We start from the raw sequence: 13,363 nt of genomic DNA, 5'->3' as shown, positions 1-13,363 counted from the left end.
CCTCCCTCCTGCGCTCAGCGCGGCAGGAACAGCAGCCAGTAGACGAGCAGCGCGTTGAAGAGCAGCGACGCGGCCAGCGCGATCTTCCACAGCAGGGCGGGATCGCGCCGCACCAGCGGCGTGGCGGCCGGCGCGCCGACCGGGCGGGCCGCGCCGCGTTCGAGCGCCAGCAGCATCTCCTCGGCGGTCTCGAAACGCTGCCGCGGATCGCGCGCCACCGCCTTGCGCACCAGATGGTCGAGCCAGATCGGCACGTCCGGCCGGATGCGCGAGAGCGCCACGGGATCGCGCCGGTAGCGGGCGATCTGGTAGGGCTCGATCTCGCCGTAAGGCAGGCGCCCGCCCAGCCATTGGTACAGCACCACGCCGAGGGCGAACAGGTCGCTGCCGGCATCGGGCGCGACGCCCTCCCATTGCTCGGGGTTCATGAAGCTGGGCGTGCCGGCATGCAGCTCGCGCTGCGCCGCGCCCTCGCGGCCCGAGAGCGCCACGCCCAGGTCGAGGATGCGCCAGCAGCCGTCGTCGCCCAGGTGCAGATTGCCGGGCTTGATGTCCCGATGCACCACGCCGTGGCGGTGCAGCCGGCCCAGGCTCTTGCAGATCTGGACCGCGGCGGCCACCACCTCCGCCACGGCCGGGCGCATGCCCGAGCGCAACATCTGTTCGACGGTGCGGCCGCCATGCCAGTCGAACACGGTGTAGAGCGCGCTGGCGTCGTCGGCGCGTTCGTGCACGCGCACGAAGCCGGGCTCGCCGCGCCCGCCCACGCGCAGGCCCAGCCAGGCCTCGTGCGCCAGCATGGCGCGCTCCTCGGGGTCGCTGGCGCGCGAAGGGTGCAGGGTCTTGAGCGCGACCAGCGCGCGGGTGGGCACATGGCGCGCCTGGTAGAGCCGGTGCACGCCGGTGTCGGCGACCAGCGCGGTGATCGCGTAGCCGTCCAGCACCTCGCCCACCTTCAGCGCCGCGGGCGGATCCAGGCGGCGCGCATCGCCCAGCTCGTCGTGCAGCTGGCGCGCATCCAGCCCGAGCACGCGGATGACCAGCGCGGTGGCATTGTCGCGGGTGCCGGCGGCGATCGCCGCGTCGACCAGCGCGTCGCTGGCCTGCTGCGCATTGGTGGCCAGCGCGAGCTCGGCCACGCGCGCAGGCTTCAGCACGCCGTGCACGCCGTCGGTGCTGAGCACGAAGCAGTCGCCGATGCGCAGCTCGCCTTGCATGTAGTCGACGCGCACGTGGTCGTCGAGGCCCACCGCGCGCGTCAGGCGGCTGCGCAGGTCGGGATGGTCCAGCGCATGGTCGACGCTCAACTGCATGGCCGCGCCCTCGCCCTTGCGCACGCGCCAGGCGCGCGTGTCGCCCACATGGGCCAGCGTGTAGCTCTGCCCGTGCAGGGCCAGGGCGGTCAGCGTGGTCATGGCGCTGTCCTGGCGGCGGCGCCGGTTGTGATCGGCCAGCCAGGCGTTCTGGGCGGCGATCAGTCGGTCCATCGCGACCGTCGGCTCCCAGGTGTCGGGCGTGGCGAAGTAGTCGCCCAGGAGGCCGATGACGGTGGTCTGCGCCGCCTCCAGCCCGTGGCCGCCCGAAGAAACGCCGTCGGCGATCGCCGCGATCAGCCCGCGCGACTCCTCGCCGCGCGGCGCATGCACCGCGCCGGCGAAGTCCTCGTTCTGCGGGCGCGGCCCGCGGTGGCTGCTGTAGCCGATCTCTACTTCGAAGCTCATGGCGCGCGATTGTCCGCGCAAGCCGCGAGCCCCCTCTTTGCTTGAAAGGTCCCACCCATGAAGAAGATGAAACTCGTGATGGTCGGCAACGGCATGGCCGGCGTGCGCACGCTCGAAGAGCTGCTGAAGATCGAGCCCGATCTCTACGACATCACCGTCTTCGGCGCCGAGCCGCATCCCAACTACAACCGCATCCTGCTGTCGCCGGTGCTCGCCGGCGAACAGACGGTCGACGAGATCGTGCTCAACAGCTGGGAGTGGTACGCCGAGAACAACATCACGCTGCACGCCGGCAAGAAGGTGGTCGAGGTCGATCGCGTCAAGCGCATCGTGCGGGCCGAGGACGGCACCGAGGCCGCCTACGACCGCCTGCTGATGTGCACCGGCTCCAACCCCTTCATGCTGCCCGTCCCGGGCAAGGACCTGAAGGGCGTGATCGCCTACCGCGACATCGCCGACACCGACTACATGATCGAGACCGCGAAGACGCACAAGAACGCGGTGGTCATCGGCGGCGGCCTGCTGGGCCTGGAAGCGGCCAACGGCCTGATGCTGCGCGGCATGAACGTGACCGTAGTGCATGTCATGCCCTGGCTCATGGAGCGCCAGCTCGACGACGTGGCGGGCAAGCTGCTGCAGAAGTCGCTGGAAGACCGCGGGCTCAAGTTCCTGATCGGCGCGCAGACGCAGGAGCTGGTCGGCAACGATGAAGGACGCGTTGCGGCCATCCACTTCAAGGACGGCACCGAGGTCGCGGCCGACCTGATCGTGATGGCCGTGGGCATCCGGCCCAACGTCGAGCTGGCCGAGAAGATGCGCCTGCATTGCAACCGCGGCATCGTGGTCACCGACACCATGCAGACCGTGACCGACGCGCGCATCTACTCGGTGGGCGAATGCGCGGCCCACCGCGGCATCGCCTACGGGCTGGTCGCACCCTTGTTCGAGCAGGCCAAGGTGGCGGCCAACCATCTCGCGCAGTTCGGCATCGGCCGCTACCTCGGATCTCTGACCTCGACCAAGCTCAAGGTGACGGGCATCGACCTCTTCAGCGCCGGCGAGTTCATGGGCGGCGAAGGCACCGAGGAGATCGTGATGAGCGACCCCTTCGGCGGCGTCTACAAGAAGCTGGTGATCAAGGACGACAAGCTGGTCGGCGCCTGCCTCTACGGCGACACGGTCGACGGCAGCTGGTACTTCAAGCTGCTGCGCGACGGCCGCAGCGTGAGCGACATCCGCGACAAGCTGATGTTCGGCGAATCGAACATCGGCGACACCGGCCACGAAGGCCACAGCAAGGCCGCCAGCATGCCCGACGACGCCGAGGTCTGCGGCTGCAACGGCGTCAGCAAGGGCACCATCTGCAAGGCCATCAAGGACAAGGGCCTGTTCACGCTCGAAGAGGTCAAGAAGCACACCAAGGCCAGCGCCAGCTGCGGCTCGTGCACCGGGCTGGTGGAACAGATCCTGATGTTCACCGCCGGCGGCGACTACTCGGCCACGCCGAAGAAGAAGGCGGTCTGCGGCTGCACCGACGCCAGCCACCAGGACGTGCGCGACGCGATCCGCAAGGAACACTGGCTCACGCACGATGAGGTCTATCGCGGCCTCGGCTGGCGCACGCCCAACGGCTGCGCGACCTGCCGCCCGGCCGTCAACTACTACCTGATCTCGACCTGGCCCAAGGAGGCCAAGGACGACCCGCAGAGCCGCTTCATCAACGAGCGCAGCCACGCCAACATCCAGAAGGACGGCACCTATTCGGTGATCCCGCGCATGTGGGGCGGCCACACCACGCCCGACGAACTGCGCCGCATTGCGGACGCGGCCGACAAGTACAAGATCCCGACCGTCAAGGTCACCGGCGGGCAGCGCATCGACCTCCTCGGGGTGAAGAAGGAAGACCTGGAGAACGTCTGGAAGGACATCGGCATGCCCTCGGGCTTTGCCTACGCAAAGTCGCTGCGCACGGTGAAGACCTGCGTCGGCAGCGAGTGGTGCCGCTTCGGCACGCAGGACTCGACGCAGATGGGCAAGGACCTCGAGCGCGCGCTGTGGGCCATGTACTCGCCGCACAAGGTCAAGCTCGCGGTCTCGGGCTGCCCGCGCAACTGCGCGGAGGCCGGCATCAAGGACGTGGGCGTGATCGGCGTCGACTCGGGCTGGGAACTCTACGTGGGCGGCAACGGCGGCATCAAGACCGAGGTGGCGCAGTTCCTCGTGAAGGTCAAGACCTCCGAGGAAGTGATGGAGTACGCGGGCGCGTTCCTGCAGCTCTACCGCGAAGAGGGCTGGTACCTCGAGCGCACGGTGCACTACATCGGCCGTGTGGGCCTGGACTATGTGAAGAAGAAGATTCTCGAGGACGCCGAAGGCCGCAAGGCGCTGTGGGAGCGACTGCAGTTCGCACTCGACGGCGAACCCGATCCGTGGTTCGAGTCGAGCCAGGCCTCGGTCGACGTGCGGCAGTTCACGCCGCTGACGGCATGAAACCCGCAAGCCGGAGAAGTGGTTTGAAAAGACGGCTCTTCATCGCCTCGACCGCCCTGATCGGCCTGGGCGCACGCGCCCAGGTGGCCGACCTCAACGACGCCATCAACAAGGCGGGGCGCCAGCGCATGCTCTCGCAGCGTGCGAGCAAGGCCTACCTGGCGCTGGTGCAAAAAGTGGAGACGCGCAACGCCCAGCAGGTGCTGGACCGGTCCATCGCCCTGTTCGACCGCCAACTGGTGGAGCTCAAGACCTTCGCGCCTACCCCCACCATCCGCGGCACCTACGACACGCTCGACGGTGCCTGGAACGATTTCAAGAGAGAACTGACGGGCCCCGCACCCGCCAAGAACGAAGCGGCAAAGGTCGTCAAGCTGGATGCCGCCGTGCTCGCCCTGGCGCACCAGGGCACGGTGCAGTACGAAGCGGCCTCGGGCAAGTCGGTGGGCAAGCTGGTCAACATCGCGGGCCGCCAGCGCATGCTGTCGCAACGCATGGCCAAGTTCTACCTGGCCAGTGCCCTGCAGATCGACCCGACGGGCAGCGCGGCCGAGATCGCCAAGGCGCGCTCGGAGTTCGTTGCAGCACTCGAAACCCTGCGCAGTGCGCCCGAGGTCACGACGCAGATCAAGGAGGAGCTGGTGCTGGCCGACGCGCAGTGGGTGTTCTTCAACCACGGCCTTCAGCGTCTGGAAGGCGCGAGTGCGTCGCCCAAGCTCATGTCCGACGTGTTCGTCACCAGCGAGAACCTGCTGGCGATCATGGATCGCATCACCGGCCTGTATTCCAACCTCAAAACCTAGAGAGACCCCCATGAGTGAATGGAAAGTCATCTGCCGCATCGACGACATCCCCGTGCTCGGCGCGCGACGCGTTGCACGACCTGCGGGCGTGGACGTGGCGGTATTCCGCAATGCCGAGAACCAGGTCTTCGCCTTGCTCGACCGCTGCCCGCACAAGGGCGGCCCGCTGAGCCAGGGCATCGTGTTCGGCACCAGCGTGGCCTGCCCGCTGCACAACTGGGCGATCGGGCTCGACGACGGCTGCGCGAAATCGCCGGATGAAGGATGCACGCCGCGCTTCGCGGTGAAGGTCGCGGACGGTGTGGTCCATCTGGATGCAGGCGAACTCGCGACGCATGCCACCGATCTCGAGCGCCCCGTCGCGGGACCGAAGCGCTCCGTCGCAGCCTGAAGGCATGCCATGAACGAAACACGCTCCACCTGCCCGTACTGCGGTGTCGGCTGCGGCGTGATCATCGAATCCGATGGCGCGCAGATCACCGGCGTGCGCGGCGACCCGGAGCACCCGGCCAACTTCGGCCGCCTGTGCACCAAGGGCTCGACGCTGCACCTGACCGCCAGCGCGGCGGTCACGCGGCAGACGCGGCTGTTGCAGCCGATGCGGCGTGCCGAGCGCGGTGTGGCGCCCGAGGCCGTCGGCTGGGACACTGCGCTCGACACGGCCGCCGACAAGTTCGCCCAGGTCGTGCGCGAGCACGGCCCGAACGCCGTCGGTTTCTACGTCTCGGGCCAGTTGCTCACCGAGGACTACTACGTCTTCAACAAGCTGGCCAAGGGCCTGATCGGCACCAACAACATCGACACCAATTCGCGCCTGTGCATGAGCAGCGCGGTGGCCGGCTACAAGAAAACGCTGGGCGCCGACGCGCCGCCGGCCTGCTACGACGACCTGAAGCACGCCGAGTGCCTGTTCATCGCCGGCAGCAACACCGCCTGGGCCCATCCGATCCTGTTCCGCCGCATCGAGGATGCGAAGGCGGCCAACCCGGCGATGAAGATCGTCGTGGCCGATCCGCGCCGCACCGACACCTGCGAGATCGCCGACCTGCACCTGGCCATCCAGCCGGGCACCGACGTGATGCTCTTCAACGGCATGCTGCACCTGATACTGTGGGAAGGCTGGACCGATGCGCGCTACATCGCCGCCCACACCAGCGGCTTCGAGGCGCTCAAGGCCACCGTGCGCGACTGCACGCCCGATCGCGTTGCGCAGGTCTGCGGCATCTCCAAGGACGACCTGCTGCAGGCCGCGCGCCTGTTCGCCACCTCGGCCGCGACGCTGAGCCTCTACTGCCAGGGCCTCAACCAATCGTCGTCGGGCACCGCCAAGAATGCGGCACTGATCAATCTGCACCTCGCGACCGCGCAGATCGGCAGGCCCGGCGCCGGCCCCTTCTCGCTGACCGGGCAGCCCAACGCGATGGGCGGCCGCGAGGTGGGCGGCCTGGCCAACCTGCTGTCGGCGCACCGCGACCTCGCCAACCCGCAGCATCGTGCCGAGGTCGCCGCTCTCTGGGGCGTGCCTTCGGTGCCGGAGAAGCCCGGCAAGACCGCAGTCGAGATGTTCCAGGCCGCCGCCGACGGCGAGATCCGCGCGCTCTGGATCGCCTGCACCAACCCCGCGCAGTCGATGCCCGACCAGGCCACCGTGCGCCGCGCGCTCGAACGCTGCGAATTCGTGGTCGTGCAGGAAGCCTTCTCGACCACCGCCACCTGCGACTTCGCCGACCTGCTGCTGCCGGCCACCACCTGGGGCGAGAAGAACGGCACCGTCACCAACAGCGAGCGCTGCGTCTCGCGGGTGCGGCCGGCCGTCGCGGCACCGGGCGAGACGCGCGACGACTGGGCCATCGCGATGGATTTCGCGCGCCGGCTCGAAACACGGCTGGCGCGTGCGAACACGCTGTTCCCCTATGCGAGTGCGGAAGCCGTGTGGAACGAGCACCGCGAATCCACGCGCGGCCGCGATCTCGACATCACCGGCATGAGCTACGCGATGCTCGAGGCCGCGCCGCAGCAGTGGCCGCTGCGCGAAGGCGAGACCACCGGCCGTGCGCGCCTCTACGAAGACGGCGTGTTCGCCACGCCCGACGGCCGCGCGCGCTTTGCCGACGTCGCCTACAAGCCGGTGGCCGAAGCCCGCGAGGCGCGCTTTCCGTTCTCGCTCAACACCGGCCGCCTGCGCGACCAGTGGCACGGCATGAGCCGCACCGGCACGCTGGGCCGCCTGTTCGGCCACGCAGCGGAGCCGACGGTGCAGATGCATGCGCAGGACATGGCGCGCCGCCAGTTGAAGGAGGGCGACCTGGTGCACGTCACCTCGCGGCGCGGCTCGATCGTGCTGCCCGTCGCGGCCAGCGCCGAGGTGGGGATGAGCCAGGCGTTCATCGCCATGCACTGGGGCGGCGAATATCTCAGCGGCCGCTCCAGCACCGGCGAGCCATTGGCCGGCGTCAATGCGCTCACGACGCCGGCCTTCTGCCCCGATTCGAAGCAGCCCGAACTCAAGCACGCGGCCGTCAAGATCCTCAAGGCCGAACTGCCCTGGTCCTTGCTGGCGGTGGCCTGGCTGCCGCGGGACGCGTCCCTGGACATCCGCGAGGCTCTGCGCGCACTGATGCCGTCCTTCCCCTTTGCCAGCTGCGTACCGTTCGGCACCGGCGGCGCCCTGGAGGGCAGCGGGCCGGAGCGCACCGGCATCCTCTTTCGCGCGGCCGCCTACGACGCGCCTTCCACCGATGTGCTCGCCCGCATCGAGGGACTGCTGGGGCTCGGCGGCGCCGACACCTTGCGCTATGCCGATGCCAAGCACGGGCAGCGGCGCGCTGCGCGGCTGGTGCGCGACGGCCAGGACGCACACCTCGAAGGCTTCCTGCTGGCCGGCGACACGCGTGCGGAGGCCTGGATCAAGACCTTGCTGCAGGACCAGTTGCCCGCACAGGCCTATGGCCGCCAGCTGCTCAAGCCCGGCGCCGCCGCCCCGGCCGGCGTGGCGGCGCGCGGCAAGGTCATCTGCAGCTGCTTCGGCGTGACGCAGACCGCCATCGGCGAGCACCTGGCGGCCGCTTCGGGTCCCGAAGGCGATCGCCTCGCCACATTGCAGGGCGCGCTGAAATGCGGCACCAATTGCGGCTCCTGCCTGCCCGAGCTCAAGCGCATGGTGCGCGCGAGCGCGGCACCGGCCCTGGCCGAGCAATCATGAGCGCATGGACGGCTTCCCTTCCTGCCTTCCAGGGCATAAGCGCAGCCGTATTGCGGCATAAGCCTTGCGGGACAATGGGCCTACCCATGGGAATCAGCCACTACATCAAGGAAATCGGCCGCGGCGCGCGCGGCGCGCGGCCGCTCAACCGCGAGCAGGCCGCGGACCTCTTCGGCCAGGTGCTCGACGGCACCGTGACCGACCTGGAAACCGGCGCCTTCTGCCTGGCCATGCGCATCAAGGGCGAGACGCCGGATGAGATGGCCGGCTTTCTCGATGCCACCCATGCGCGCCTGGCGCGCTTTCCCGCCACCGGCCGGCCGCTGGTGGTGCTGCCCAGCTACAACGGCGCGCGCCGGCTGCCGGTGCTCACGCCCTTGCTCGCGCTGCTGCTGGCCCGCGAAGGCCTGCCGGTGGTGGTGCATGGCGCGGCCACCGAATCGACCCGGGTGCTGGCCTCCAACGTGCTCGCGGCCCTCGACGTGCAGCCGCTCGCGGCCATCCGGCCCATCGCGAACGGAGAGGCGGTCTTCGCACCGACCGAGCTGCTCAGCCCCGGCCTCAAGCGCCTGCTCGACGTGCGCCGCGTGGTCGGCCTGCGCAACCCCGGCCACAGCGTGGTCAAGCTGATGCAACCGACGCAAGGCGCCTGCGTGGTGGTCGGCAGCTACACGCATCCCGCCTACGCCGAGTCCATGGCAGCGACCTTCGAGCTGCTGGGCATGACCGCCCTGCTCTCGCGCGGACTCGAGGGCGAGAGCGTGGCCGACCCGCGCCGCACCGCGCAGGTCGACGGCTTCGTGCGCGGCCGGCGCGTCGCACTGCAGACCCAGGAGCCCGGCACGCAAGCCGAGGTGCCCGGGCTGCCCAAAGAAATCGACATCGAGACCACGGCCGACTACACGCGGCGCGTGCTGGCCGGCCAGGCGCCGGTGCCGGACGCGATCGCGCAGCAGGTCGAGCATGTCCTGCAGTTGGCCCAACAGGTGGAGCACCCATGAGCACCCTTTCCCATCACGGCAGCTGCACCCTGGTCGGCGCCGGCCCCGGCGATCCCGAACTGCTCACGATCAAGGCCGTCAAGGCGATCCAGGCGGCCACCGTGCTCCTGGTCGACGACCTGGTCAGCGAGGAGATCCTGGCCTACGCGCGGCCCGGCGCACGCATCGTCCATGTCGGCAAGCGCGGCGGCTGCAGGAGCACGCCGCAGGCCTTCATCGAGCGGCTCATGATCACCGCGGTGCGCGAGGGCGAGACCGTGGTGCGCCTCAAGGGCGGCGACCCCTTCATCTTCGGCCGCGGCGGCGAGGAGGTGGAGCACCTGCGCGAAGAAGGCATCGAGGTGCGGGTGATCAACGGCATCACGGCTGGCCTCGCCGCCGTCACCGCGCTGGGCGTGCCGCTCACGCACCGCGACCACGCGCAGGGCGTGGTGTTCGTCACCGGCCACGCCAAGACAGGTCATGCGGCCGACCAGCATCCGACCGACTGGCGGCAGTTGGCCGCCACTGCGCGCGACGCGCGGCTCACGCTGGTGATCTACATGGGCGTCACGGGCGTGGCCCATATCCAGAACGAGCTGCTGCACGGCCTGGCGGGCGACACGCCGGTGGCCGTGATCCAGCATGCGAGCCTGCCGCAGCAGCGCCACATCGCGACCACGCTCGCGCGCCTGCCTTTCGACCTGGCGGCAGCCGGGCTCGGCAGCCCATCCGTGATCGTGGTCGGCGACGTGCTGCGCGGCCTGGCCGCGGCGGGCCTGCCGGCGACGCGCTTCGGCACCTGAATCGGCCGTTCGGCCTGTCGGCACGTTCCGGCGCCACCCCTAGAATCCTCCAGCCCTCGAACACGGGCGGGAGATCAGGATGCTGGAGCTCGAAAAACTCAATGAATTCACCGAAAGCCATGGCGAGCTGCAACGCGGCAAGGGCCTGGTCACCGGCACCATCGCGCTCTCGCTGGGCATCCTGTGCTTCCTGGGCGTGCTCGTCTTCCACTTCCCGCAGTACCTCAGCACGCCCGAGCTGCGCCGCAGCTACAACGTCGACGTGATGCGCATCGTGCTGCTCGTTGCGATGGTGATTTCCGGCGGCCTCTCGCTGGTGAACATCATCTTCAACCGCTCGCGCTGGCTCTCCTCCTTCGCCTTCCTGCTGGTGGCCGCGGCGGCGCTGCTCGGCGGCCACAAGGTGCCGGTCAACGACTTCGCCGACAACACGCCCTACATCGGGCTCGACTGGTTCATCCTCGACCTGCTGGGCTCTTCGCTGATCTTCATCTTCATCGAGAAACTGTTCGCGCACCGCAAGGACCAGCCGGTGTTCCGCGCCGAGTGGCAGACGGACTTTCACCACTTCGTCGTCAACCACATGATCGTGGGCTTCGTGCTGCTGGCGACCAACCTGCTGGTGCACAAGCTCTTCGGCTGGGCCGCCAACGACGGCGTGCGCGGCTGGATCGCGGGGCTGCCCTTCTGGGCCGGCGTGCTGCTGATCATCCTGGTGGCCGACCTGGTGCAGTACTGGACGCACCGCGCCTACCACGAGGTGCCGCTCCTGTGGCGCCTGCATGCGGTGCACCACAGCGTCAAGAGCATGGACTGGATGGCCGGCTCGCGCCAGCACATCCTCGAGCTGCTGATCACGCGCACGCTGGTGCTGGCGCCGATCTACGTGCTGGGCTTCAGCAAGGAAGTGATCGACGCCTACATCGTGGTGGTCGGCTTCCAGGCGGTCTTCAACCACTGCAACGTGAGCGTGCGCCTCGGGCCGCTGCGCTACCTCATCGTCACGCCCAACTTCCATCACTGGCACCACAGCCAGGACGACGAGGCGATCGACAAGAACTACGCCGCGCACTACGCCTTTCTCGACTATCTCTTCGGCACGGCCGTCAAGAGCACCAGGCTCTGGCCAGAGCGCTACGGCGTGGTCGGCGACTACGTGCCCAACGGCTTCTTCAAGCAGTTGAAGTTCCCGTTCGTGTGGAAAGGATGAGCCCCGCCCGGCCGCCCGAAGGGGCTCGCACCGCAGCGCGCAGCGCGGAGGTTTGCTGAATGCCCGCGTTCGACGCGGTGGTCGTCGGCGCGGGTGCCGCCGGTCTCTTCTGCGCCGGACTGGCAGGCCAGCGCGGCCTGAAGGTGCTGCTCATCGACCACGGCGAGCGCATCGCCGAAAAGATCCGCATCTCGGGCGGCGGACGCGCCAACTTCACCAACCGCGACCTGGACGTGCGCGCGCCGCAGCGCCATTTCATCGGCGACAACCCGCATTTCTGCCGCTCGGCGCTGTCGCGCTACACGCCGCAGCAGTTCATCGAACTGGTGCAGCGCCACGGCATCGCTTTCCACGAAAAACACAAGGGCCAGCTCTTCTGCGACGGCAGCTCGCAACAGATCATCGACATGCTGCTGGCCGAGTGCGCGGCCGGCGGCGTCGCGCATTGGCAGCCCTGCAGTGTCGGCGAGATCGCGTTCTCGGATGGAGGGGGCTATCGGATCGAGACCAGCCGAGGCAGCGTCCAGACGTCCAAGCTGGTGATTGCGACGGGCGGCCTTTCCATTCCCCAGATCGGCGCCAGCGATTTCGGCTACCGGCTCGCCGCGCAGTTCGGTCTGCGCGTGGTCGCGCCGCGTCCCGCTCTGGTGCCCCTCACCTTCGGCGGCGAGGCCTGGTCGCCCTACGCCGAGCTGGCCGGCTTGGCGCTGCCGGTGCAGATCGAAACCGGCGCCAAGAAAGATCGCACAGTTTTCCTCGAAGACCTGCTCTTCACCCATCGCGGCCTCTCGGGCCCGGCGGTGCTGCAGATTTCGAGCTACTGGCAACCGGGCGCCCCGCTCACCATCGATTTCGCGCCGGGGGTGGACGTGCGCGCCTCGCTCGGCGAGGCCAAGCAACGCTCGCGCAAGCGCATCGGCAACGAACTGGCCGGCTTGGTGCCCGCGCGGCTGGCGGACGCCTGGGTCGGGCAGGACGCAGCGCTGCAGCGTCCGATCAACGAAGCGGCCGACCGGGCGCTCGCCGCGCTGGCCGAGCGCATCGCACGCTGGCAGATCACCCCCAGCGGCACCGAGGGCTACAAGAAGGCCGAGGTCACGGCCGGCGGCATCGACACCCGCGAGCTGTCTTCGCAAACCATGGAATCCAAGCAGCGCGGCCTGTATTTCATCGGCGAAGTGGTCGACGTGACCGGCTGGCTCGGCGGTTACAACTTCCAGTGGGCCTGGGCCAGCGCCCATGCCTGCGCTCACGCGCTATAATGTCGGGCTAACTTTGGCCTCCCCTCAACGGCCTACCCCATTTTTCAGTTGAGGAACCCCGGCCCGGGGCCCGATCTTCCCCAGGCCAAATTCAACAAAGACCGATTTTTAAATGACCACCATCCGCGTTAAAGAAAACGAGCCCTTCGACGTCGCGCTGCGCCGCTTCAAGCGCACCATCGAAAAGCTCGGCTTGCTGACCGACCTGCGCGCCCGCGAGTTCTACGAGAAGCCGACCGCCGAGCGCAAGCGCAAGAAGGCCGCAGCGGTCAAGCGCCACTACAAGCGCGTGCGCAGCATGCAGCTTCCCAAGAAGCTGTACTGAGCATCCGCCGCGCTGGCGCCGAAGCCAGCGTCCGGTTCAGAGCCGCGCCAGGGATACCTGCCGCGGCTTTTGTTTTTAGCCTGTCAAGAAAGCCTGCCATGAGTCTCAAGGACCAGATCACCGAAGACATGAAGACCGCGATGCGCGCCAAGGACTCGGAGCGCCTGGGCACCATCCGCCTGCTGCTCGCCGCCCTCAAGCAGAAGGAAGTCGACGAGCGCATCGAGCTCGACGATGCGATGGTCGTGGCCATCGTCGACAAGCTGGTCAAGCAGCGCAAGGACTCGGTCGCCGCCTTCACCCAGGGCGGCCGCACCGACCTGGCCGACAAGGAAGCCGCCGAGATCAAGGTGCTGGAGGTGTACCTGCCCCAACGCATGGGCGCGGACGAGATCGCGGCCGAGGTCCGGGCCATCGTGGCCGAACTCGGCGAAGAACTTGGTCGCAAAGCGGGCCCCGGCGACATGGGCAAGGTGATGGGCGCGGTCAAGACCCGCCTGGCCGGCAAAGCCGACATGGGCCAGGTCAGTGCTGCCGTGAAGGTCGCGCTCTCGGGCGGCTGAG

The 13,363-nt window shown here is 68.6% G+C and carries 11 protein-coding genes; 10 read left to right on the top strand and 1 reads right to left on the bottom strand.

Going from position 1 to position 13,363, the window contains the following annotated elements; genetic code table 11:
• Positions 1-14 precede the first annotated feature (14 nt).
• Positions 15-1,721 (bottom strand): bifunctional protein-serine/threonine kinase/phosphatase, encoded by a 1,707-nt coding sequence (locus ACSQ89_RS09910; protein ID WP_093102403.1) that lies wholly within the window; start codon positions 1,719-1,721, stop codon positions 15-17.
• A 57-nt stretch (positions 1,722-1,778) separates the two neighbouring features.
• Here ACSQ89_RS09910 and nirB point away from each other — a divergent pair, with 57 nt between their 5' ends.
• From nirB to ACSQ89_RS09860, 10 genes are all read left to right on the top strand, one after another.
• Complete coding sequence (nirB, locus tag ACSQ89_RS09905; RefSeq protein WP_436290633.1) at positions 1,779-4,211, top strand: nitrite reductase large subunit NirB; 2,433 nt, start codon at positions 1,779-1,781, stop codon at positions 4,209-4,211.
• Positions 4,212-4,234: 23 nt separating this feature from the next.
• The gene (locus tag ACSQ89_RS09900; protein WP_436290634.1) at positions 4,235-5,014 is read left to right on the top strand and encodes a type IV pili methyl-accepting chemotaxis transducer N-terminal domain-containing protein; all 780 of its coding nucleotides are present in this window, start codon (positions 4,235-4,237) and stop codon (positions 5,012-5,014) included.
• Positions 5,015-5,024: 10 nt separating this feature from the next.
• A complete protein-coding gene (gene nirD / locus ACSQ89_RS09895) occupies positions 5,025-5,405 on the top strand; it encodes a nitrite reductase small subunit NirD (RefSeq protein ID WP_093102398.1) in 381 nt (126 codons plus the stop codon).
• Positions 5,406-5,414: 9 nt separating this feature from the next.
• The gene (locus ACSQ89_RS09890; RefSeq protein WP_436290635.1) at positions 5,415-8,216 is read left to right on the top strand and encodes a nitrate reductase; all 2,802 of its coding nucleotides are present in this window, start codon (positions 5,415-5,417) and stop codon (positions 8,214-8,216) included.
• 86 nt (positions 8,217-8,302) lie between these two features.
• The gene (gene ybiB, locus ACSQ89_RS09885; protein WP_436290636.1) at positions 8,303-9,217 is read left to right on the top strand and encodes a DNA-binding protein YbiB; all 915 of its coding nucleotides are present in this window, start codon (positions 8,303-8,305) and stop codon (positions 9,215-9,217) included.
• The gene (gene cobA / locus ACSQ89_RS09880; protein ID WP_093102394.1) at positions 9,214-10,002 is read left to right on the top strand and encodes a uroporphyrinogen-III C-methyltransferase; all 789 of its coding nucleotides are present in this window, start codon (positions 9,214-9,216) and stop codon (positions 10,000-10,002) included. The genes ybiB and cobA overlap by 4 nt, the downstream gene beginning before the upstream one ends.
• A 79-nt stretch (positions 10,003-10,081) precedes the next feature.
• Positions 10,082-11,212, top strand: a complete 1,131-nt coding sequence (locus ACSQ89_RS09875; protein WP_093102392.1) for a sterol desaturase family protein — start codon at positions 10,082-10,084, stop codon at positions 11,210-11,212.
• A 59-nt stretch (positions 11,213-11,271) separates the two neighbouring features.
• The gene (locus tag ACSQ89_RS09870; protein WP_436290637.1) at positions 11,272-12,474 is read left to right on the top strand and encodes an NAD(P)/FAD-dependent oxidoreductase; all 1,203 of its coding nucleotides are present in this window, start codon (positions 11,272-11,274) and stop codon (positions 12,472-12,474) included.
• 112 nt (positions 12,475-12,586) lie between these two features.
• Complete coding sequence (rpsU, locus tag ACSQ89_RS09865) at positions 12,587-12,799, top strand: 30S ribosomal protein S21 (protein ID WP_007833691.1); 213 nt, start codon at positions 12,587-12,589, stop codon at positions 12,797-12,799.
• A 98-nt stretch (positions 12,800-12,897) separates the two neighbouring features.
• Positions 12,898-13,362 carry a GatB/YqeY domain-containing protein gene (locus tag ACSQ89_RS09860; protein WP_436290638.1) on the top strand — a complete coding sequence of 155 codons (465 nt, stop codon included), beginning with the start codon at positions 12,898-12,900 and terminating at the stop codon, positions 13,360-13,362.
• The last annotated feature ends 1 nt before the right edge of the window (position 13,363 follow it).

This window comes from Variovorax sp. LjRoot175 (assembly GCF_964253805.1).
GTDB lineage: Bacteria > Pseudomonadota > Gammaproteobacteria > Burkholderiales > Burkholderiaceae_C > Variovorax.
This window is presented reverse-complemented; position numbering and strand designations above follow the sequence as displayed.